The sequence below is a fragment of the Enterobacter cloacae complex sp. HYC080_NIDB genome, from assembly GCF_056673325.1.
In genome coordinates this window covers 1,209,701-1,231,196 of record NZ_CP114212.1, presented here as the reverse complement: position 1 = coordinate 1,231,196, position 21,496 = coordinate 1,209,701, and the positions used below count along the sequence as shown (strand labels likewise).

The following is a 21,496-nucleotide window of genomic DNA, read 5'->3' as shown; positions in this document are numbered from 1 at the left end:
ATAAATCGCCCGACACGAGGTCGGGCGAAGAAAAATCAGGAGCCCAGACGATAGTTCGGGGACTCTTTGGTGATCGTCACGTCGTGAACGTGGCTCTCCTGGATACCCGCACCGCTGATGCGTACGAATTCCGCTTTGGTACGCAGCAGGTCAATGGTACCACAGCCGGTCAGACCCATACAGGAGCGCAGGCCGCCCATCTGCTGGTGAATGATCTCTTTCAGACGGCCTTTATAAGCAACGCGGCCTTCGATACCTTCCGGCACCAGTTTGTCAGCGGCGTTATCGGTCTGGAAGTAACGGTCAGAGGAACCTTTGGACATCGCGCCCAGGGAGCCCATCCCACGATAGGATTTGTAAGAACGGCCCTGGTAGAGTTCGATTTCACCCGGGGATTCTTCGGTACCGGCCAGCATGGAGCCCACCATCACGGCAGCAGCGCCCGCGGCGATGGCTTTCGCGATGTCGCCAGAGAAGCGGATACCGCCGTCAGCGATAACCGGAATACCGGTGCCTTCCAGCGCTTCAACCGCGTCAGATACCGCGGTGATCTGCGGAACGCCCACGCCGGTGACGATACGGGTAGTACAGATAGAGCCTGGACCGATACCTACTTTCACCGCGCTGCAGCCGGCATCAGCCAGCGCACGAGCGCCTGCGCCTGTTGCCACGTTGCCGCCGATGATCTGCAGGTCCGGGTACTTAGCACGGGTGTCACGAATACGCTGCAGAACGCCTTCGGAGTGGCCGTGTGAGGAGTCGATCAGCAGGACGTCAACGCCCGCAGCCACCAGCGCATCAACACGCTCTTCGTTACCGGCACCGGCACCCACCGCTGCACCCACGCGCAGACGGCCATGCTCGTCTTTACAGGCGTTAGGTTTACGTTCTGCTTTCTGGAAATCTTTCACGGTGATCATGCCGCGCAGATGGAAGTTCGCATCCACAACCAGCGCTTTCTCAACGCGTTTTTCGTGCATTTTCGCCAGCACTACGTCGCGGGTTTCACCTTCGCGAACGGTCACCAGACGCTCTTTTGGCGTCATGTAGACGCTGACAGGCTGGTTCAGGTCAGTCACGAAGCGCACGTCACGGCCGGTGATGATGCCAACCAGCTCGTTATCTTCGGTCACAACCGGGTAACCGGCGAAGCCGTTACGTTCGGTCAGGGCTTTCACTTCGTGCAGGGTGGTGGTTGGCAGAACGGTCTGAGGGTCAGACACAATGCCGGATTCATGTTTCTTCACGCGGCGAACTTCTTCCGCCTGACGCTCGATAGACATGTTTTTATGGATAAAGCCAATGCCGCCTTCCTGTGCCAGGGCGATAGCCAGGCGCGCTTCAGTCACGGTGTCCATTGCCGCGGAGAGCATAGGAATGTTCAGACGAATGGTTTTCGTCAACTGCGTGCTGAGGTCGGCAGTATTCGGCAGAACGGTGGAATGAGCGGGAACGAGGAGGACGTCGTCAAACGTCAGTGCTTCTTTAGCGATACGTAGCATGGGCAATATCTCTGACCTGGGTGGTTAAATATTGCCGTGGCATTATACAGAGCGTAACCGATTGCATCTACACTTTTTTAAAAAAAATGCTTGCGATTGCCTCTCAGCAGGTTACTATCGACTGAATAACTTGCTGATTTAGAATTTGATCCCGCTCACATGTTATCCTCTCAATCCCCCTCAATTTATACCGTCAGCCGCCTGAATCAGACGGTGCGTTTGCTGCTTGAGCAGGAAATGGGGCAGGTCTGGATCAGCGGTGAGATCTCTAACTTCACGCAGCCCTCTTCCGGCCACTGGTACTTTACCTTAAAAGACGACACCGCCCAGGTGCGCTGCGCGATGTTCCGCAACAGCAACCGCCGCGTGACGTTTCGTCCGCAGCACGGCCAGCAGGTTCTGGTTCGCGCCAATATTACCCTGTATGAACCGCGCGGTGATTATCAAATTATCGTCGAGAGTATGCAGCCTGCGGGCGAAGGGCTGTTGCAGCAGAAGTATGAGCAGTTAAAAGCAACGCTTTCTGCCGAGGGGCTTTTCGACCAGCAGTTTAAAAAACCGCTGCCCTCTCCTGCCCACTGCGTTGGCGTTATCACCTCAAAAACCGGTGCGGCACTGCATGATATTTTACACGTCCTCAAGCGTCGCGACCCTTCCCTGCCCGTCATCATCTACCCGACCGCCGTGCAGGGCGACGATGCGCCGGGCCAGATTGTGCGCGCCATTGCGCTGGCGAATGCGCGCCAGGAGTGTGACGTACTCATCGTCGGGCGCGGTGGCGGCTCGCTGGAAGACCTGTGGAGCTTTAACGACGAGCGCGTGGCGCGGGCAATCTTTGCCAGCCTTATCCCGGTCGTGAGTGCCGTCGGGCATGAAACGGACGTGACGATAGCCGATTTTGTCGCGGATTTACGTGCGCCTACGCCTTCCGCGGCGGCAGAAGTGGTGAGTCGTAACCAGCTGGAGCTGCTGCGTCAGATCCAGAACGGCCAGCAGCGCCTTGAAATGGCGATGGACTACTTCCTCGCCAACCGTACCCGTCGCTTTACCCAGCTTCATCATCGTCTCCAGCAGCAGCACCCGCAGCTGCGCCTGGCGCGTCAGCAGACGGTGCTGGATCGTCTGCGCCAGCGCATGAATATCGCGCTGGATACTCAGCTGAAACGCGCGGTTTCGCGCCAGCAGCGCGTGACGCAGCGCCTTAACCAGCAAAATCCGCAGCCGAAAATTTACCGCGCGCAAACGCGGATTCAGCAGCTGGAGTTTCGTCTGGCGGAGACTCTCCGCGCCCGGCTGAGTACCACCCGCGAACGTTTTGGCAATGCGGTCACCCATCTTGAAGCGGTCAGCCCCCTCTCCACGCTGGCGCGCGGCTATAGCGTCACTACCGCGACGGACGGGAAAGTGCTGAAACAAACCAAACAGGTCAAAGCCGGGGATGTGCTGACCACCCGCCTGTCTGATGGCTGGGTAGAAAGCGAAGTGAAATCAATTAAACCGGTGAAAAAGACGCGTCAGCGCAAAACCGGATAATTCTTCGCCGGTTACTTACTATACTGCAGCTATTCCCTTTTTTAATAAGGAGAGCTGCATGACCCATCTTTATAGCGTTATTCCCCCTTATATTCTGCGTCGTATTATCGAAACGGGCTCCGAGCCGCAGCAGCGCTGCGCCCGTCAGACCTTAACCCACGTGCAGACGTTAATGGCCCATATGCCGGGCAAGCCCGCCGCCCCGCACGTGAATAAAGCCGGTCAGCTGGAGCGCGATATTTACGATGCGAAGCAAACCCAGGAGCTGCCGGGTACCCAGGTGCGTTATGAGGGTCAGCCGTCGAATGGCGATGTCGCGGTTGATGAAGCCTACGATTATTTAGGGGTTACCCATGATTTCTTCTGGAAAGAATATCAGCGCGATTCACTCGATAATAAAGGGCTTATTTTGACCGGGACCGTTCACTACGGCCGGGAATATCAGAACGCCTTCTGGAATGGTCAGCAGATGGTATTTGGCGACGGCGATGGGGAAATATTTAATCGCTTCACGATTGCCATTGACGTGGTGGCGCACGAGCTGAGCCACGGCGTGACCGAGACCGAGGCCGGACTGATCTATTTTGAACAGTCGGGCGCGCTAAACGAGTCTCTCTCTGACGTGTTTGGCTCGCTGGTGAAACAGTATCATCTGAAGCAAACCGCCGATAAAGCAGACTGGCTGATTGGTGAAGGGCTGCTGGCTGCAGGAATTAACGGCAAAGGGCTGCGCTCGATGTCTGAACCCGGCACCGCCTACGATGACCCGCTGCTCGGCAAAGATCCGCAGCCCGCGCACATGAAAGATTTCATTAAAACGCGCGAGGATAACGGCGGCGTGCATCTGAACTCCGGTATACCCAACCGGGCGTTTTATCTGGCCGCGACGGCGATCGGCGGTCACGCCTGGGAAAAAGCGGGTTATGCCTGGTACGACACAGTTTGCGATCGCAATCTGGCGCAGGATGCAGATTTTGAGGCCTTTGCAAAACTGACGATCGCGCACGGAGAGAAACGCTCTGGTAGCGACGTCGGAGCGGCCATAAAACAAGCCTGGGAACAGGTGGGAGTGCTGTAAATGCAGGTTCCGGAACTGACGGATGACGCCGTAGTTGAGCTGGCCCGGGAAGGCGGCGTCGCTTTTATTCCTAAGCTGAGCGGTCAGCGCACCATCGCGCTGTCCTCGCTCAATGAAGCCCAGCGCCAGCGCCTGGTGAGCATCCTGGAGCAGGCGTTTCCACGCGGCCAGCCGCCCGGGCAAGCCACGTCACCCGGCAGCGGTGACCAGCGCTATTTCCGCATCCAGATTATCTGGACCGGGCAGAATCAGGCACATTATGCCGATATCATCGTGCTGGTGCCCGAGCAGGAAGCACCCGAGTCGCTGGTCGAACTGTGGCAGAAAGGCGAAGGCTGCGTGTGTGATTAACGTTCTGCCGGAATAAACTCCACGCGCTTTTTAGAGATTAAGCCGTGGCCGTTCTGGCAGAAATAATCCACCGCGCCACAGGCTTTTAAAACCTGGAGCGGCTGATGGCACTCCGGGCAACGGGCTTCAAGCGCAATGTCTTTGTTACAGTTCTCGCAGTGCGCCACCCCATTCTGGGGCTCCAGCGTTGCCTGGCAATCCGGGCAGGTAATCCTCATGGTGACTCCTTCAAAGCATTCAGGTCTGGGGTAATTTTACCACGTTGCGTTCAGTGCGGACCACGCAACTGTTGCTGCAAGGTCAGCAGCAGCGCAACTTCCTCGATCCGACGGCGCGTGGTACGGCTCACCTCCTGCGGATCCCGCTCAAACAGACTTTTATCGCCAAGAATATGCCCCGCAAGACAGTGCTCGTAGATTGTGCCGGGGAGAGACCAGCGCTGAATATCATCCCCCTCAATGGCCTCCAGCACATCTTCCGCGCCGCGCCGGTCGTGACTGATGATGCGCCCGTCACGCAGATGCAGACGCAAGCCTTTTTGTCCGCCCGCAGGTCCTGCGTATTTGTTAAGCCAGATGTCTACCTGTACGCCGCTGATGCTTCCCTGAAGATGCGCCTCACCTTCCGCCGTGGTCAGGTCTCCCTTTGCAATAGCGCGGCCCAGACGGTCTTTAGCGGCAACGACCTGTAGCGTCATCTCGTCATGGCCCCCCAGAAAGCGCATCGTTTCACGCAGCATCGCCAGCACATGCGTACCGATATCCAGAATCACGCCATCAGGGTGACGAAGCGTTCTGGTATCCGGTTCACCGGTGGAGAAATTAAGCGCGATGGGTTCGCCGACAGCGTTATACCCGCTTGGCTCCTGCAAAAAGCCTTCGATTCTGACGACGTCAGAAAAATGATCGACCAGCGAGCGCTTCGCCGTTTCGATGCGCGCCATCCAGTGGTCGAGCGCCAGCACGCGGGATGCCGCACCGGGCGTGGCCAGCAGCGCATTAAGCTTATCTATTTGGGGAAGCGTGGCGACAATCGGTTTTTCTATCACAATCCGGGAGATCGGTGAGGCGATCGCCTGCTCAAGCACCTCAAGATGGTGCAGCGATGCGGTAGTGATAAACAGGGTATCAAGCGGGGTGGCAAGCAGTTCCGCAAGCGAGGCGCAGCGCGTCACGCCTTCAGGGTGTTTTGCCGGGAGAACATCAAACCCGAAACAACGAACCGGGCGGCCATACAGGTTACGCAATGCGGGCAGATACGCTGTCTCCACTACCGCACCAAGACCAACAAATCCTAACTGCATATTTTCACCTCACGGAATAACGTGCCGGGGCGTAACGCCAGCCCCGGCACACTGAGGTTTATGAGGCGCTAGCTGCCGGTTTCGTTTGCGCATTTTCCAGCATACGACGCACCGGAACAATGAGGACGATCAGCACCGCGGCACAAATCAACAGCGCGATGGAGCAGCGGGCGAAGAGATCCGGCAGCATGTCCAGCTGGTCGGCCTTCACGTGGCCGCCGATCAGGCCGGCCGCCAGGTTACCCAAGGCACTGGCGCAGAACCACAGACCCATCATCTGGCCGCGCATTCTTTCCGGCGCCAGCAGGGTCATGGTCGCCAGACCGATCGGGCTCAGGCACAGTTCACCCAGCGTCAGCATCAGGATACTGCCCACCAGCCAGAACGGCGACACCCCCGCCCCACCGTTGCTCAGTACATTCTGTGCCGCCAGCATCATCAGGCCAAAGCCCGCTGCCGCACACAGAATACCGATCACGAATTTGGTGATACTGCTCGGGCGGATGTTCTTCGTCGCGAGCTTCGGCCATGCCCAGCTGAACACCGGGGCCAGCAGGATGATGAACAGCGCGTTAATCGACTGGAACCAAACCGCCGGGATTTCAAAATCACCGATCATGCGGTTAGTGTAGTCGTTGGCAAACAGGTTGAACGAGGTTGGCTTCTGCTCAAACGCAGACCAGAAGAACGCCGCGGAGACCAGCAGAATAAAGCATACCAGCAGTCTGGCGCGTTCTTTACGGTTCAGGCCAGCAAAAACAAACAGATAAATAAAGTAGAGGGCAACAGACGCCGCAATCACGTAGACCAGCACGCTGGCTACCGCGACCGGGTTAATCACAATCACGCCCTGCGCAATCAGCGTCACGAGCGTTGCCACACCTGCCGCCAGCACCAGCAGCCAGATGCCCACGCCATTACGCTTCACCACCGGACTGTTCCAGGTAGAATCCAGACCGACTTCGCTGTCATAGCGTTTCATCGCCGGAACCGCAAACACGCGGAAGATAATCAGCGCCACCAGCATCCCGATGCCGCCAATACCAAAGCCCCAGTGCCAGCCGTGGGTTTTAATCAGCCAGCCGGAAATCAGCGGGGCAATGAACGAGCCCATGTTGATGCCCATATAGAACAGCGAGAAACCGCCGTCACGACGCGCATCGCCTTTTTTATACAGAGTCCCCACCATGACCGAGATACAGGTCTTGAACAGGCCAGAGCCGAGCACGATGAACATCAGGCCGATAAAGAACAGGTTGTCACCCATGATGGCCGACAGCGCAATCGACAGGTGGCCGAGCGCAATCAGAATTGAACCGTACCAGACGGCTCTCTGCTGCCCAAGCCAGTTATCCGCCAGCCAGCCCCCCGGCAGCGCGGCCAGGTACATGGTCCCGGCAAAGATACCGACAATCGCCGAGGCGTTTTCACGGGCCAGGCCCATCCCGCCGTCATAGACGGTGGCGGCCATAAACAGGATCAGTAACGGACGAATGCCGTAAAACGAGAAACGCTCCCACATCTCGGTGAAAAACAGTGAACCGAGCGGATACGGATGGCCGAAGAACGTTCGGCTCTCTTTTTGATTAACAGAGGATTGCATAATTCTCCCGAAAGGTATGTGTCGTGCTTGTAAACACCAGCAAGTACGCCGGCCAGTTACGTATCTGACCGATTTTTTACATGCGGCGAAAAGTTAGTTAACCATTTGATAACCAGAAGCTAGTTTTGTCTAGTACCGGGCCCGGGACTTTAAGACGAAAATTCGACGATTGTCTACTTTCTTAGTTTTAAACATGGTTAAAAGTGAATAGTGATTGACATCACACAGAGAAAACCGGCGGTATGATTGGGCAAAAAAAAGCCCGCAACATGCGCGGGCTTTTGTGAGTTCAGCAAAGCTTATTTGCTTTTCTTAATGTGCTTAATCAAACGCTTACGCTTACGCATCTGGTTCGGCGTCAGGGTGTTGCGCTTGTTAGCGAACGGGTTTTCCCCTTCCTTGAACTGGATGCGGATAGGCGTGCCCATCACGTCCAGCGATTTACGGAAGTAGTTCATCAGATAGCGCTTGTAGGAATCCGGCAGGTCTTTCACCTGGTTGCCGTGGATCACCACGATTGGCGGGTTATAACCCCCGGCGTGAGCATATTTCAGCTTCACGCGGCGACCGCGTACCAGCGGCGGCTGATGGTCTTCCGCAGCCATATTCATGATGCGGGTCAGCATGGCGGTGCTCTGACGGCGGGTGGAGCTGTCATAGGCTTCACGCACGGATTCGAACAGGTTACCGACGCCGCTGCCGTGCAGGGCAGAAATAAAGTGCACGCGCGCAAAGTCGATAAAGCCCAGACGGAAGTCGAGGGTCTCTTTCACCTGCTCGCGCACTTCATTGCTCAGGCCATCCCATTTGTTGACCACGATAACCAGTGAGCGCCCACTATTGAGGATAAAGCCGAGCAGAGAGAGATCCTGATCGGAGATTCCTTCACGCGCATCAATGACCAGCATAACGACGTTGGCATCTTCAATCGCCTGCAGGGTTTTGATAACGGAGAATTTTTCCACCACATCGGTGATTTTCCCGCGCTTACGTACCCCGGCGGTGTCAATGAGGACATACTCACGTTCATCGCGCTGCATCGGGATGTAGATGCTGTCGCGCGTGGTGCCAGGCATGTCGTAAACGACCACGCGCTCTTCACCCAGAATACGGTTAGTAAGTGTAGACTTACCTACGTTTGGACGCCCCACGATAGCCAGCTTGATTGGCAGATCCTGCGGATTGAAGTCATCTTCAGGCTCTTCTTCGCCCTCAACGCCCTCTTCAAACTGCGCCCAGTATTCAGCGTCTTCGTCCACCTCTTCCGGCGGGTTAACTTCATCAACCCATGGCAGCAGAACGGTTTCCAGCAGGCTGGTCACGCCGCGCCCGTGCGATGCCGCAATGGGATAGATTTCACCCAGGCCTAAAGACCAGAAGTCCGCAACGGCCTGATCGGCATCGATACCGTCAGTTTTGTTCGCCACCAGGAAAGTGGGCTTTTCACGCGAGCGCAGGTGTTTGGCGATGGCGGAGTCTGCCGGCATCAGGCCAGCGCGCGCATCCACCATAAACAGCACCACGTCCGCTTCTTCAATCGCCAGCAATGACTGTTCCGCCATGCGGGTTTCAACGCCGTCCTCTGTACCGTCAATACCACCGGTATCAATACAGATGAACTCGCGTCCTTCCACCTCTGCACGACCGTACTTACGGTCACGCGTCAGCCCCGGGAAATCCGCAACCAGCGCATCACGGGTGCGTGTTAAACGGTTAAAAAGAGTGGATTTTCCAACGTTAGGGCGCCCGACAAGCGCGACCACAGGTACCATGTTTGAAGCCTCATAAAATTCAAATAAACGTCGCATTCGCGGCGTTTTTAAAAATGTCAAAACGGCTCCTGAGTGAACAGGAGCCGTTTAGTATACTACAACCGCCGGGTAATTAACGCGTGATCGCGTACAGCGTACCGTCTTTTGCCTGAATCAGCAGTTTGCCGTCAGCCACAACCGGATCGGTCAGGAAACCAGAGCTGTCGACTTTTTGCTGTGCAACAAAGCGGCCGTTATCCGGATCAATCCAGTGCATATACCCTTCGCTGTCGCCTACCACCAGGCTACCGTTGTACAGTGCTGGCGCGGTCAGCAGACGGTGCAGCAGATCGCTTTGCGTCCACAGGGTCACGCCGCCTTCAGTGCTCAGTGCCAGCAGACGGTCGTTCTGGTCAACCATATAGATACGGTTACCGTCCACGATGAAATCATTTACAGAACCCAGTTCACGTTTCCACATGATCTGGCCGCTGCGCAGATCCAGCGCGGTGAGGTTACCGTTATAGGCCAGCGCGTAAACCACACCGTCTACGATGACCGGCGTTGTGTCGACGTCGCTCAGACGGTCAATTTCCGTTGAGCCTGTAGCCTGAGAGATACGCTGCTGCCATATCATCTGACCCTGCTGCATCAGCACGGCACTCACGCGACCGTTATCACCGCCTACAATTGCTGCACCGAATGCGGTAGCAGGCGCGGATTCACCGCGCAGAGAGAGCGCAGGCATGTCAAGGTTAACGGTCCATTTCACCAGACCGTCCGCTTCGTTCAGCGCCTGCAGCTGGCCGTTACTGGTATGAATCAGCACCAGGCCGTCGCTCACGACCGGGCGAGACAGGGATTCACCGGCCACGGTGGTTTGCCAGGCAATGGAGCCGTCGCTGGTGTTCAGGGCATAAACCTGCGCCTTTTCGCTACCCACGTAAACATGACCACCGGCAACCGTCAGGCCGCCAGACAGCAGTGCAGGTTTACGGGAGAACCAGCCATCTTTTTCCGCCAGGTTAACAGACCAGACTTCTTTTCCGTCATCAGCATTGACCGCTTTCACGGTACCTTTACGATCGGCGGCATAAACAACGCTGTCCGCAAAGGCAGGATGAAGGTTGGAATAAAAGTCACCAATACCATTACCAACGGAGACATCCCACGCGGTAGAAGGGGTAAACTGGTTTTCAACCGTCGGCAGTGGGGACATTTTTACAACGTCTTCTTCGCCACTGAACAGTGAACAACCACTCAATAACGTAACAGAAAGCAGTCCTGGCAGAAGTAATTTACGCAATTGCATCGGGTCCCTCTCAGACGGACAAATTATTTATTTTCATCTGCATCATTTCGCTCAGCGCAGGTGAAGCTTTGCTATCCACGCCAGCTTGCCACGCTTTACGCGCGCCCGCTTTGTCACCTTTGCTCAGCAGCGCTTCACCGCGCAGATCGGCAACGATGGCAGCAAAACCTTCGCCTTTAACGGTATCGAGCGTTTTCAGCGCATCGTCAGCTTTTTTCTGCTGAACCTGAATACGTGCCAGGCGCAGATTAATCACTGCTTTCAGGTTTTCATCGCTGGCAGCAGCAAGACCCTGAGTCAACTGAGCAACAGCTTTATCCAGTTCGTTCTTATCAACGTACTGCTGAGCCACTTCCAGCGCAGCCAGCGCGCCGTAGGTGTTTTTGTTGTCAGCAGCAAATTTCTCTGCCGCAACCAGCGTTTGTGGCTGATCGGCACGGATCGCACTCACGGTATTTTCATAGGTCAGAGACGCGCCGCGCGCGGTATCCGCCTGATGATTGTTCCAGTAACGCCAGCCAATCAGCGCGCCCACACCTAAAATCACCCCAACAACCAGCGCTTTGCCGTTCTCAACAAAGAAGCGTTTAATCGCGTCGACCTGATCGTGTTCGTTCTCGTAAATTTCCACGCAGTCTTTCTCCTTAGCCCAATAGAGTGCGCAAATGCGCCGCAACGCCGTCCTGCGTTACCGTTGTTTGCTCACCAGAGCGCAGGTCTTTAACTACCACTTCGCCGTTAGCCACTTCGGACTCACCCAGCACCAGTGCAATACTTGCGCCCCACTTATCGGCACGAGCAAACTGTTTTTTGAAGTTGCCGCCGCCATGATTGGTCATCAGCTTAACGCCCGGCAGCGCATCGCGCACGCGTTCGGCAAGCTGCATCGCCGCAGACTGCGTTTCCGCGCCTGAGGCCACCAGGTATATATCGACAACGGAATCTGCTTTAAATTCCGGATTAACAGCCTGAACTAACAAAACAAGTCGCTCAAGGCCCATCGCGAAGCCAACGGCAGGTGCCGCACGGCCACCCAGTTGCTCAACCAGACCGTCATAACGACCGCCGGCACACACGGTGCCTTGTGAACCGAGGCTGGTGGTCACCCACTCAAACACGGTGCGGTTGTAGTAGTCCAGGCCGCGCACCAGACGCTGGTTCACGGTGTAGGCAATGCCCGCCGCTTCAAGCAGCTTGCACAGGCCGGTAAAGTGTTCGCGAGACTCGTCGTCCAGATAGTCACCCAGTGCAGGTGCATCATTCAGCAGCGCCTGCACATCGGGGTTTTTGGAATCCAGCACGCGCAGCGGGTTGCTGTACATGCGGCGTTTGCAGTCTTCGTCCAGCTTGTCTTTATGCTGTTCCAGGAATGCAACCAGCGCATCGCGATAGTTCGCACGCGCTTCCAGAGAACCGATAGAGTTCAACTCCAGCGAAACGTGCTCAGCAATACCGAGCGCGCGCCACCAGCGGGCCGTCAGCATAATCAGTTCGGCGTCGATGTCCGGACCCTGCAGGCCAAACACTTCCACACCCAGCTGGTTGAACTGACGATAACGACCTTTCTGCGGACGTTCGTGGCGGAACATCGGGCCGATATACCACAGGCGCTGCTCCTGATTGTACAGAAGACCATGTTCGATGCCGGCGCGTACGCAGCCCGCCGTCCCTTCCGGACGCAGAGTCAGGCTGTCGCCGTTGCGGTCCTCAAAGGTGTACATCTCTTTTTCAACCACATCGGTCACTTCGCCGATCGCGCGTTTGAATAACGGGGTCTGCTCTACAATCGGCAAACGGATTTCGCTGTAACCGTAGCTGCCGAGCACCTGCTTCAGTGTGCCTTCAATGCGCTGCCAGATGGCGGTTTCGCCAGGCAGGTAATCGTTCATGCCGCGGATGGCTTGAATGTTTTTTGCCACGTTTATTCTCTTTCTATATACAAAAAAAACCCAAAGAATGGGTTCAATCATACATGGGAAGCGGCACGCTTCCCATCACGTTATTTTTCAACCTGCTGAACGCTGATACGCTGTGCCTCGTCCATCATCGCGGCTTTAGCGCGGATGCGAGCTTCGAGCTGGTCGATCATGTCACTATTATCCAGACGATCTTTACGAACGCCATCTTCATAGAGACCACTTTTCTTGTTACCGCCGGTCACGCCCAGTGTGGACACCAGCGCTTCACCCGGACCGTTCACCACGCAACCGATGATGGAGACGTCCATCGGGGTGATGATATCTTCCAGACGCTGCTCCAGGGCATTCACCGTACCGATCACATCAAATTCCTGACGCGAGCAGGTTGGGCAGGCAATGAAGTTGATCCCACGCGCACGAATACGCAGTGATTTCAGGATATCGAAACCGACCTTGATCTCTTCTACCGGATCGGCCGCCAGCGAAACGCGCAGGGTGTCACCGATCCCTTCAGAGAGCAGCAGTCCCAGACCGATCGCGGATTTGACAGAACCGCTACGCAGGCCACCCGCTTCGGTGATCCCGAGATGCAGAGGCTGATCGATCTGTTTTGCCAGCAGGCGGTACGACTCCACCGCGAGGAATACATCGGACGCTTTTACGCTAACTTTGAACTGATCGAAGTTAAGACGATCGAGATGATCGACATGGCGCATCGCGGATTCGAGCAGCGCCTGCGGCGTGGGTTCACCGTATTTTTCCTGCAGATCTTTTTCCAGCGATCCCGCGTTGACACCGATACGGATAGGGATATTTTTGTCACGGGCGCAGTCCACCACCATGCGGATGCGCTCTTCGTTACCGATGTTGCCCGGGTTAATACGCAGGCAATCAACACCGTATTCGGCCACTTTCAGCGCGATACGGTAGTCGAAGTGGATATCCGCTACCAGCGGAACGCTGACCTGTTGTTTGATCAGCTTGAACGCCTCTGCGGCATCCATGGTGGGCACGGAGACGCGAACAATGTCCGCGCCTACACGCTCTAATGCTTTGATTTGATTGACCGTTGCTTCCACGTCCGTGGTGCGCGTGTTGGTCATCGACTGAACGGCGATGGGTGCTCCATCGCCGACTGGCACATTCCCAACGTAAATCCGTTTCGATTTTCTACGTTGAATCGGAGCCTGGTTATGCATGAAAAATCTCCCGCGTTGCCCGTCTGTTACTGTGCTGCTGATTGTTCGGCATTAACGGTAAGACGTGCAACCTGGTTAGTTCTGATAAAGCGGCTCAGGTCGACAGGTTTTCCTTGATACTGGATCTGTACCGCTGCCGGAGCGCCGATTTTAAGTTTGTAAGGTGCCTGACCCGTTAGGTTTAACGTGCCATCTTTCCGCTGCAGGCCGCTAAACAGTTTTTTACCTGTCGCGTCAGTGACTTCCAGCCAGCAGTCGGCAGTGAATTTCATCACCAGCGCGTTTGGATCGGCTGCTGGTGCGGCAGTAGCCGCCGGGTCGGTAGGCAGGGATGCCGCGGTATTGTCCGTTGGCTGAGTCGCCGCAGGCGCGTTCGCCGCAGTATCAACATTCGCCTGAGAAGGGGCAACGACCGCGTTCTGATCCTGAGCCTGAGGCGCAGCGGTGTTAGCCGTGGCTGCCGGAGCCTGCGCCGCATCGGTTGCCGGAGCCGTTGTTTGCGGCTCGCTTGAGGTGGCTGCACCGTCGGTGTTCAGCGGGACGCTCTGAGCGCCACCATTCCCTGCCTGATTGAGTTCAGCAGAGGATTGATCGGCCATGGTGGTGATCTCTTCCTGCTGCGCCTTATGGTTTTGCCACCACCACGCGCCGGTCAGGCCGATCACCACAAACAGCACCAGCCAGGTAAAGCTCATCAGCCAGCCATCACGTTTTTTACGACGTTTCCCCAGGGAGAAAGTTTGCATCGGCGCCACTTTCGCTGCGCGAACCGGTGCCTGCTTCTCCATCATTGGCAGTAATTCGTTTTCGGGGATGTGCACCAGTTTTGCGTAAGAGCGGATATAACCGCGCAGAAATGTTGAAGCCAGATCGGCAGGCGCCTTATCTTCTTCAATATCGCGAACCGTGGAAACCTTCAGGCACAAGCGTTCTGCAACGGCTTGCTGGCTGAGTCCGAGTTGTTCACGGGCGTTGCGAAGACGAACGCCAGTGGAGAGTGCTTCATGTTGGTCGTGAGTGGCTTCAGTATTCATTCGCTACAACTACTGGTACGTGAAAAAAAGGGTTCAGGTGCCGGTGAGTCACAATGCCACCCGCACCGCGAAACTTCAGGTCAGTTAACCTTGAACAGACAGTATAAGACTGTCAGCCCGGAGATGACAGTACAGCCCTGCCCGAACGGCTAAACTGTTGTTACGTCGTTACATACTGCCCGAAAGTCGGATGAAACGCACCGTAATTATTGTTCAGTCTTCACGAATCTGACTGATTATTCAGTAAGATTATGCATCACGGCGCAGATAATGCGCCGTGAGTGCATAATAATCAAACAGCTTTGACCGCAATCGTCTCACCCTGCATGCGTTTACGCAGGGTACGTTTGGTTCGGTCAATGACATCGCCAGCCAGTTGTCCACACGCTGCATCAATATCATCACCACGGGTTTTACGCACGATAGTGGTGAAACCATACTCCATCAGTACCTTGGAGAAACGGTCGATACGGCTGTTTGAACTACGGCCATACGGCGCCCCCGGGAACGGGTTCCATGGGATCAGGTTGATTTTGCATGGCGTATCTTTCAGCAGCTCAGCCAGTTGATGCGCGTGCTCGGTACCGTCGTTAACGTGGTCAAGCATCACGTACTCGATGGTGACGCGGCCCTGGTTGGCGTTGGATTTCTCCAGGTAGCGGCGCACGGCAGCGAGGAAGGTTTCGATATTGTACTTTTTGTTGATCGGTACAATTTCGTCACGAATTTCATCGTTTGGTGCGTGCAGAGAGATAGCCAGCGCAACGTCAATCATGTCGCCAAGCTTATCCAGCGCAGGGACAACGCCTGACGTCGACAGCGTCACACGACGCTTGGACAGGCCGAAACCGAAGTCATCCAGCATGATTTCCATTGCCGGTACCACGTTAGTCAGGTTCAACAGCGGCTCACCCATCCCCATCATCACCACGTTGGTGATAGGACGCGTACCGGTCACTTTTGCCGCACCGACGATTTTCGCCGCACGCCAGACCTGGCCGATAATTTCAGAGACACGCAGGTTACGGTTGAACCCTTGCTGTGCGGTAGAGCAGAATTTGCACTCCAGCGCGCAGCCCACCTGGGAGGAGACACACAGCGTGGCGCGGTCTTCTTCCGGGATGTAGACGGTTTCAACGCGCTGATCGCCTACGGCAATCGCCCATTTGATGGTGCCATCGGCAGAGCGCTGCTCTTCCACCACTTCCGGGGCGCGGATTTCAGCCACTTCTTTGAGCTTGTTACGCAGCACTTTGTTGATGTCAGTCATTTCATCAAAGTTGTCGCTGCAGTAGTGGTACATCCATTTCATCACCTGATCGGCACGAAACGGTTTCTCACCCATATCTTTAAAGAACTCGCGCATCTGCTGACGGTTCAGGTCCAGCAGGTTAATTTTTCCATTTTTATTGGGAACCGCAGGAATGGCGACTTCGGAGGTATTCACTAATTCAGACATAATATTTTCCGGCCTCGTTGTTACACGTTGTGGCCCCTGGAGGGTTGAATAGAAACGCCCCGGACAGCGGTCTGCTCATCCGGGGCGTTGCATTGTACAAAGTCTGGCGCAGGGATGCCACGTTTGCACGTGGCATTTACGAAATTAATGTGTAAACGAAACCGTTAAATTAACGGGTGCGTGGACACACTTCGCCTTCTGCGAAGAAGAAGGCGATTTCGCGTGCAGCAGATTCAACGGAGTCAGAACCGTGGGTGCCGTTCTCGGTGAAGCTGTCCGCGTAGTCAGCGCGCAGGGTACCGGCCAGCGCGTTGTCCGGGTTGGTTGCACCCAGCAGATCGCGATGGCGCTGTACTGCGTTCTCGCCTTCCAGCACGGATACCACGATAGGACCGGAGGTCATGAACTCAACCAGACCGTCAAAGAATGGACGGCCTTCGTGCTCAGCGTAGAAACCGCGAGCCTGCTCAACGGTCAGGTGCAGCATTTTGGTGCCAACAATTTTGAACCCTGCTGATTCAAAGCGAGCGAAGATGCTGCCAATAACGTTTTTTGCCACCGCGTTTGGTTTGATGATGGAAAAAGTACGTTCAATAGCCATGATAACCTCTGTCAATGTTCTGTTGTTTTGCATACCTGAGTATGGTGTGGCGCGGATTATAATGAGCAATAGCGCCATTGCCTATGGTTCTGCATAACATTTTTTTAAAATGAGACGAAGATTAGCAACAGGCCGAATCGCGCATAGCGAAGTGATGGCGTGAACAGAGGGGGCAGTGCTTTTCATCCATCCTGAATGACCAGAAATGACGATGACACGTCAGGCAAACAGCCTCACAGGCAGGCGTCACGCTGCTTTTCGCGCTCTGTTCTGTCTGCGTTATGCTTATCGCGCCATGCTGACACACCGCTTCGCACCCCCCACACCCGGTACAGCGTCCGGTTTCCACCACCAGCGTGGCATTCTCAAAACGAATTGCGTTTTCAGTGCAGCTTCGCCAGCATGCCCCACACAACCTACATTTTCCGATGTCGAGAACGATATCTGACTCGCTAAATTCTGCGAATGCCCTGCGCAGCTGACGCTGGCCCGGCACGACGTTACAGCGGCGCACATCCTCCCGCGGAACATACATAAGCGCACGGCGGGCAATATTCACCTCGTTGATCGGGTCAGGCTTAAAAGCCCATACCGCTTCACCCCGTCGACGAAGCACAAGATTAAGCCGGGCAAGCGCCAGTAACCAGGCCGGGTAGTGTTCCGCTTCAATACTGATAAAACGCACACCGTGTTGCGCGTGCCATAGCAGCAGCTCATTCACCCCTGGGGCATGTTCAGTAAAAGGCCCAACGAGGGTATCGCCACGCAGAAAGCGTTTTCGCGGCGTGATGTCGGTAATGGCCTCGGTGGGACAGACGAACAGGCAATCACCGCAGCCTATACAGCGCTGTTCATCAACCGAGATGCCCATTTCAGTAAAAGAAAAAACCTGCGCGGGACAAACGTCCGCGCAGGCACTGCAGGCAGCATGGCGAAAACGGCGACGCACGCACGCATGCGTCACCTCTATCGCCGGGGATAATGACAATTCGCCCATCAGCCAATACTGAAGAAAACGAAGCGCAGCATAAGCTCACCCACGATCAACAGCGCACTGCCCAGCAGCATTGGGCCTCGCGCCGCTTTCAGACCGCCCGCGGCAAAGCACAGCATACCTGCAACCGAAACGCACCAGCTCAGCAGATGTACCGTGCGCAGTTGCTCCAGCATCTGCAACGGTGCGTGAGGGAACGTCACCACGGTGTTATCCATGGTCGCAATGTCTGCCAGCCAGACGGGCTGCATGACCAGACGCACAAGCACCAGCAGCGCGACAATGACAACCGCCGCACGCACGGAAGTTTGGCAGCGCAGCCCAACGGCCATGCAGGCAGAACCTATGATCCCCACCGAGCCGATGAACAGCACCAGAGTGTTAATGTGCTGCCAGGTCACCACCGACGTATGCATGTAGATCTGCGCCATGCAGAACACATCCACCAGCCCGACAACACCGGCCACAACCAACAGCAGCTTCCAGCCTGGTTTTTTGGCAAACATCAGCAGCGTCGCAAGGCCCAGTGCCGCAAGGTAAAGGCTGGCAAAGACGATCTCACGGCTCAGCCAGGAGCTGGAAACGTGGCGCAGCGCGTTAAGGGCGTTGAGCGGATAGCCCATGTGCAGCGCCGAGGAGAGAAGCCCCAGACTGGCCAGGACAAACGCCCCGGCAGCGGGCAGCAGCAGACGAGATTGCGATGCACGCGCCTCGCCAAACGCCAGCCAGAGGGTCACGCCTACCGATCCCTGCAGGAACAGCGTAAATATCAGCAATGGTAACTCATGCATGACGCTTCCCCTCTTTCTCTGCACCCTGATGCGCTTTGACTACCAGGTTCGGTTGTGTGATGGAAGAATCAGGCAAACCTTTCACATCGCAGACCGCGCCGTATTTCTCCCGAAGTTCATCAATGGGTCCGAATTTGATCGCTTCGAGTGGACAGGTTGCCACACAGACTGGCTGCTCCCCCTTTGCCTGGAGATCCACGCAAAAATCGCATTTCGACATCTGTCCGGTCTGCTCATTGAGCTGCGGCGCGCCGTAAGGACATGACCATGCGCAGTAGCCGCAGCCAACGCACTTGTCCGTATCGACGCGCACGATGCCGTCGCCCGGACGCTTGTGCATCGCGGTAGTCGGGCAGTTTTTGGTGCAGACCGGGTCCGCACAGTGGTTACAAGAAATAGAGAGCGTGTAAGCAAAAACGTTATTGCTGACGCCCCCCTGCCCGGTTGGAATGAAATTTCCGCCGTTGACTTCATAAACGCGGCGGAAACGACGTCCAACCTCAAGGTTATTTTTATCTTTGCACGCCACCTGACAGGCCTTGCAGCCCGAACAGCGGGAGGAGTCGATATAAAAACCCAGCTGTTTATCGCTCACCGGCGCGTAGTGTTTAAACTGACTCATGCTTTCGCTACCTCCACCAGCATGGTTTGATGAGAATTCCCTTTCGCAAGCGCGGTAATACGGGCTGAACTGAGGACGTTCGCGCAACCACCTTTATCAATACCCTGCTCGTCCGGCTGCCACCAGGCACCAGCCTGCATGGCAACGACGCCTGGAATGATGCGCGGCGTCACCTCGGCCGGGATTTCACAAATGCCGCGCGCGTTATGGATGCGCACGGTATCGCCCTGTGCAATGCCGCGCTTTTGCGCATCCTGCGGGTTAATCCACAGCTTTTGCTGCTGGGCTTCAATTAACCACGGGTTAGCATATTGGGTTGAGTTGGCACGGTTTTTCCCTTTCCAGGTAATCAGCTGAAGCGGGAAAGTTTTCGCCAGTTCATCTTCCGGGCCTTCATGAGCGGGAACGTAGTGCGATAGCGCCGGAATTTCCGGGTGATGCATGTCGTACAGACGCTTCGAGAAGATCTCAATCTTTCCGGACGGCGTCGGGAACGGATGATTTTGCGGATCGCGAATGTTGTCTTCAAAGGCAACGTACGGCGCGCTTTTGAAAAGATGCTGACGCGTTTTCTGTAGCGTCGTGAAGTCCGGCAGATTTTCCTCCGGCATCGCCAGCCGCGTCTGCTCCCAGATGTGCTCAATCCACGCTTTTTCGTCACGGCCCTCGCTGAACGCGGGTTCAATGCCGAGCTTAGCGGCAACCTCACGCAGCCAGTCGTAATCTGAACGGCGCTCAAACTCAGGCTCAATCAGCTTTTCCGACAGGATCAGATAGCTCGCGGTCCCCCAGGTTTCGCCAATATTCCAGCGCTCCATAAAGCTGGTTTCCGGCAGAAGAAGATCGGCGTATCTGGCGCTCGGCGTCATAAACAGATCGCTTGCAACAATAAATTCGATTTTCGACTCGTCTTCCAGCACGCGGGTTGCCTGATGGAGATCTGGGTTCTGGTTAGCCAGGTAATTGCCGGCCAGCGAGAACAGGATGCGGATATTGCTGTCCAGCTTGTCAGCTTCTTTCAAACCAACATCCGCCGTCACCTGAGAAGCATCGTCGGCGGCCTGCACCCAGTTCATCACCGATATTTTGGCTTTTACCGGGTTATCCGGCATTTCGGGCCCAACGGCAAATTTGCGGTTAGCGCAGCCGCCATAGCCTGCCGCCCAGCCGCCTTTTACGCCGACGTTACCCGTTAGCGTCGCCAGTAACGTTGAGCCGCGCGCGGTGCGCTCGCCGCAGTTGTGACGCTGCGGCCCCCAACCCTGGATCAGTGCAGCAGGTTTAGTATTTGCGTAGTCGCGAGCCAGCTGACGGATAGTCTGCGCAGGCACATGGGTAATTTTCTCGGCCCACTCAGGGGTTTTCGCCACGCCGTCTTTTGCCCCGCTCAGGTAAGCCATCAGGGATTCATTGGCCGGAACGCCTTCCGGCATTGATGCTTCGTCAAAGCCCAGGGTATAGCGCTGAATGAAGTCGCGATCGTGCAAGTTCTCTGTGACGATCACGTACATCATGGCATCCATCAGGGCATTATCAGTGGCAGGAAGCAGCGGGATCCACCGATCGGCAAGGGAGGAAACCGTGTCTGAATAGCGCGGATCGACAACGATAAAGCGGGTGCCGTTTTGCTTCATCTTCTGGAAGAAGTAGTTGCTGTGACCAAAAATCGTCTCCGTCGGGTTATGCCCCCAGAGGATGACCAGTTTCGTATCAAGCAGCGTGTCCAGAGAACTGCCGCTGGCAGCGGTGCCATAGGTATACGGCGTGGCTGCCGCCGTGTTGCCCATACTGACCGAGTGATAGCTTTCGAGGTAGCCGCCGGTTAAGTTGAGCAGACGACGAACCATTTTATCGCCGGAAAACGTTCCGCCAGAAACTGCGGTACCCACGTGAACATAGCGTGAAGCCGCACCGTATTTTTGCGTAATCGTTTTTAATTAATTCGCAATAAGCGTCGTGGCTTCATCCCAGGTAATACGTTCGAATTTTCCTTCGCCACGTTTACCTGTACGCTTCATTGGATATTTAAGCCGATCGGGATGATAAACAAATTTCCGATACGCTCTGCCACGAACACAGGCACGCATAACCGGCATCTGCGGATCCAATGCATTATCCGGGCGCGTGGAAATTCGGGTGACAACGCCTTCGCTGATATGAGCTCGAATATCACACTTCCCCCCGCAGTCAAACGTGCTGCAGGTTTGCACCACTTTTTCTTCCGGCGCCGCACGTGTTGCCGCGGCGTCCTGCGCCTGTACGTTGCGGGTTGTCACAACAAGCGGAAGGGCGGCGAGCGCCGATCCTGCCTGAATAAAATGACGTCGGGATATCTCGGGAATAAAACCCTCTCCCTGATTTTTATTTTTTTTCATTGCTCGTTCCTTCAAATAAAAACGCATTCTCGTTTTTTTTCAGGAACGAATGTTGATAATTATCAAGCT

At 55.7% G+C, this 21,496-nt stretch carries 18 protein-coding genes and 1 pseudogene; 3 read left to right on the top strand and 16 right to left on the bottom strand.

Going from position 1 to position 21,496, the window contains the following annotated elements; genetic code table 11:
- Positions 1–35 precede the first annotated feature (35 nt).
- Complete coding sequence (guaB, locus tag O1723_RS05860) at positions 36–1,502, bottom strand: IMP dehydrogenase (RefSeq protein WP_014884799.1); 1,467 nt, start codon at positions 1,500–1,502, stop codon at positions 36–38.
- A gap of 159 nt (positions 1,503–1,661) precedes the next feature.
- Between guaB and xseA the strand changes: the two genes are divergently transcribed.
- The 3 genes from xseA to O1723_RS05845 are packed head-to-tail and all read left to right on the top strand — an operon-like array spanning position 1,662 to position 4,464.
- On the top strand, positions 1,662–3,035 hold the full coding sequence (xseA, locus tag O1723_RS05855; protein ID WP_023331070.1) for an exodeoxyribonuclease VII large subunit: 1,374 nt from the start codon (positions 1,662–1,664) through the stop codon (positions 3,033–3,035).
- Positions 3,036–3,093: 58 nt separating this feature from the next.
- On the top strand, positions 3,094–4,113 hold the full coding sequence (locus tag O1723_RS05850) for a M4 family metallopeptidase (protein ID WP_023337609.1): 1,020 nt from the start codon (positions 3,094–3,096) through the stop codon (positions 4,111–4,113).
- Positions 4,114–4,464 carry a protealysin inhibitor emfourin gene (locus O1723_RS05845; RefSeq protein WP_014884802.1) on the top strand — a complete coding sequence of 117 codons (351 nt, stop codon included), beginning with the start codon at positions 4,114–4,116 and terminating at the stop codon, positions 4,462–4,464.
- Here O1723_RS05845 and O1723_RS05840 read toward each other — a convergent pair.
- The 15 genes and pseudogenes from O1723_RS05840 to O1723_RS05770 form a co-directional block, all read right to left on the bottom strand.
- The gene (locus O1723_RS05840) at positions 4,461–4,682 is read right to left on the bottom strand and encodes a zinc ribbon domain-containing protein (protein ID WP_023337610.1); all 222 of its coding nucleotides are present in this window, start codon (positions 4,680–4,682) and stop codon (positions 4,461–4,463) included. The two genes, O1723_RS05845 and O1723_RS05840, sit on opposite strands and share 4 nt — an antisense overlap.
- A gap of 50 nt (positions 4,683–4,732) precedes the next feature.
- On the bottom strand, positions 4,733–5,767 hold the full coding sequence (locus O1723_RS05835; RefSeq protein ID WP_023338664.1) for a Gfo/Idh/MocA family oxidoreductase: 1,035 nt from the start codon (positions 5,765–5,767) through the stop codon (positions 4,733–4,735).
- Between the two features lie 58 nt (positions 5,768–5,825).
- The gene (locus O1723_RS05830) at positions 5,826–7,370 is read right to left on the bottom strand and encodes a peptide MFS transporter (RefSeq protein ID WP_023331072.1); all 1,545 of its coding nucleotides are present in this window, start codon (positions 7,368–7,370) and stop codon (positions 5,826–5,828) included.
- Between the two features lie 299 nt (positions 7,371–7,669).
- Positions 7,670–9,142, bottom strand: a complete 1,473-nt coding sequence (gene der / locus O1723_RS05825) for a ribosome biogenesis GTPase Der (protein WP_014884806.1) — start codon at positions 9,140–9,142, stop codon at positions 7,670–7,672.
- A gap of 112 nt (positions 9,143–9,254) precedes the next feature.
- Positions 9,255–10,433 (bottom strand): outer membrane protein assembly factor BamB, encoded by a 1,179-nt coding sequence (gene bamB / locus O1723_RS05820; RefSeq protein WP_014884807.1) that lies wholly within the window; start codon positions 10,431–10,433, stop codon positions 9,255–9,257.
- A gap of 10 nt (positions 10,434–10,443) precedes the next feature.
- Positions 10,444–11,064: a YfgM family protein gene (locus tag O1723_RS05815; RefSeq protein WP_014884808.1), complete on the bottom strand. Its 621-nt coding sequence runs from the start codon at positions 11,062–11,064 to the stop codon at positions 10,444–10,446.
- A gap of 13 nt (positions 11,065–11,077) precedes the next feature.
- Positions 11,078–12,352 (bottom strand): histidine--tRNA ligase, encoded by a 1,275-nt coding sequence (hisS, locus tag O1723_RS05810; RefSeq protein ID WP_023337625.1) that lies wholly within the window; start codon positions 12,350–12,352, stop codon positions 11,078–11,080.
- 80 nt (positions 12,353–12,432) lie between these two features.
- Positions 12,433–13,551 carry a flavodoxin-dependent (E)-4-hydroxy-3-methylbut-2-enyl-diphosphate synthase gene (gene ispG / locus O1723_RS05805; protein WP_038421073.1) on the bottom strand — a complete coding sequence of 373 codons (1,119 nt, stop codon included), beginning with the start codon at positions 13,549–13,551 and terminating at the stop codon, positions 12,433–12,435.
- A 26-nt stretch (positions 13,552–13,577) separates the two neighbouring features.
- The gene (gene rodZ / locus O1723_RS05800) at positions 13,578–14,585 is read right to left on the bottom strand and encodes a cytoskeleton protein RodZ (RefSeq protein WP_014884811.1); all 1,008 of its coding nucleotides are present in this window, start codon (positions 14,583–14,585) and stop codon (positions 13,578–13,580) included.
- A 292-nt stretch (positions 14,586–14,877) separates the two neighbouring features.
- On the bottom strand, positions 14,878–16,044 hold the full coding sequence (rlmN, locus tag O1723_RS05795) for a dual-specificity RNA methyltransferase RlmN (RefSeq protein ID WP_014884812.1): 1,167 nt from the start codon (positions 16,042–16,044) through the stop codon (positions 14,878–14,880).
- Positions 16,045–16,213: 169 nt separating this feature from the next.
- Positions 16,214–16,645 carry a nucleoside-diphosphate kinase gene (gene ndk, locus O1723_RS05790; RefSeq protein WP_003860625.1) on the bottom strand — a complete coding sequence of 144 codons (432 nt, stop codon included), beginning with the start codon at positions 16,643–16,645 and terminating at the stop codon, positions 16,214–16,216.
- Between the two features lie 121 nt (positions 16,646–16,766).
- A complete protein-coding gene (locus O1723_RS05785) occupies positions 16,767–17,642 on the bottom strand; it encodes a 4Fe-4S binding protein (RefSeq protein ID WP_014884813.1) in 876 nt (291 codons plus the stop codon).
- Positions 17,642–18,430 carry a dimethyl sulfoxide reductase anchor subunit family protein gene (locus O1723_RS05780; RefSeq protein WP_014884814.1) on the bottom strand — a complete coding sequence of 263 codons (789 nt, stop codon included), beginning with the start codon at positions 18,428–18,430 and terminating at the stop codon, positions 17,642–17,644. The genes O1723_RS05785 and O1723_RS05780 overlap by 1 nt, the downstream gene beginning before the upstream one ends.
- Positions 18,423–19,052, bottom strand: a complete 630-nt coding sequence (locus O1723_RS05775; protein ID WP_014884815.1) for a DMSO/selenate family reductase complex B subunit — start codon at positions 19,050–19,052, stop codon at positions 18,423–18,425. The genes O1723_RS05780 and O1723_RS05775 overlap by 8 nt, the downstream gene beginning before the upstream one ends.
- Positions 19,049–21,427: pseudogene (locus O1723_RS05770) on the bottom strand (DMSO/selenate family reductase complex A subunit). Before O1723_RS05770 ends, O1723_RS05775 begins: the two are co-directional and overlap by 4 nt.
- Positions 21,428–21,496: the final 69 nt, after the last annotated feature.

Coding starts and splice junctions, on each gene's coding strand:
- guaB (WP_014884799.1), bottom strand. CDS start 1,502: ATGCTACGTATCGCTAAAGAAGCACTGACGTTTGACGACGTCCTCCTC.
- xseA (WP_023331070.1), top strand. CDS start 1,662: ATGTTATCCTCTCAATCCCCCTCAATTTATACCGTCAGCCGCCTGAAT.
- O1723_RS05850 (WP_023337609.1), top strand. CDS start 3,094: ATGACCCATCTTTATAGCGTTATTCCCCCTTATATTCTGCGTCGTATT.
- O1723_RS05845 (WP_014884802.1), top strand. CDS start 4,114: ATGCAGGTTCCGGAACTGACGGATGACGCCGTAGTTGAGCTGGCCCGG.
- O1723_RS05840 (WP_023337610.1), bottom strand. CDS start 4,682: ATGAGGATTACCTGCCCGGATTGCCAGGCAACGCTGGAGCCCCAGAAT.
- O1723_RS05835 (WP_023338664.1), bottom strand. CDS start 5,767: ATGCAGTTAGGATTTGTTGGTCTTGGTGCGGTAGTGGAGACAGCGTAT.
- O1723_RS05830 (WP_023331072.1), bottom strand. CDS start 7,370: ATGCAATCCTCTGTTAATCAAAAAGAGAGCCGAACGTTCTTCGGCCAT.
- der (WP_014884806.1), bottom strand. CDS start 9,142: ATGGTACCTGTGGTCGCGCTTGTCGGGCGCCCTAACGTTGGAAAATCC.
- bamB (WP_014884807.1), bottom strand. CDS start 10,433: ATGCAATTGCGTAAATTACTTCTGCCAGGACTGCTTTCTGTTACGTTA.
- ispG (WP_038421073.1), bottom strand. CDS start 13,551: ATGCATAACCAGGCTCCGATTCAACGTAGAAAATCGAAACGGATTTAC.
- rodZ (WP_014884811.1), bottom strand. CDS start 14,585: ATGAATACTGAAGCCACTCACGACCAACATGAAGCACTCTCCACTGGC.
- rlmN (WP_014884812.1), bottom strand. CDS start 16,044: ATGTCTGAATTAGTGAATACCTCCGAAGTCGCCATTCCTGCGGTTCCC.
- ndk (WP_003860625.1), bottom strand. CDS start 16,645: ATGGCTATTGAACGTACTTTTTCCATCATCAAACCAAACGCGGTGGCA.
- O1723_RS05785 (WP_014884813.1), bottom strand. CDS start 17,642: ATGGGCGAATTGTCATTATCCCCGGCGATAGAGGTGACGCATGCGTGC.
- O1723_RS05780 (WP_014884814.1), bottom strand. CDS start 18,430: ATGCATGAGTTACCATTGCTGATATTTACGCTGTTCCTGCAGGGATCG.
- O1723_RS05775 (WP_014884815.1), bottom strand. CDS start 19,052: ATGAGTCAGTTTAAACACTACGCGCCGGTGAGCGATAAACAGCTGGGT.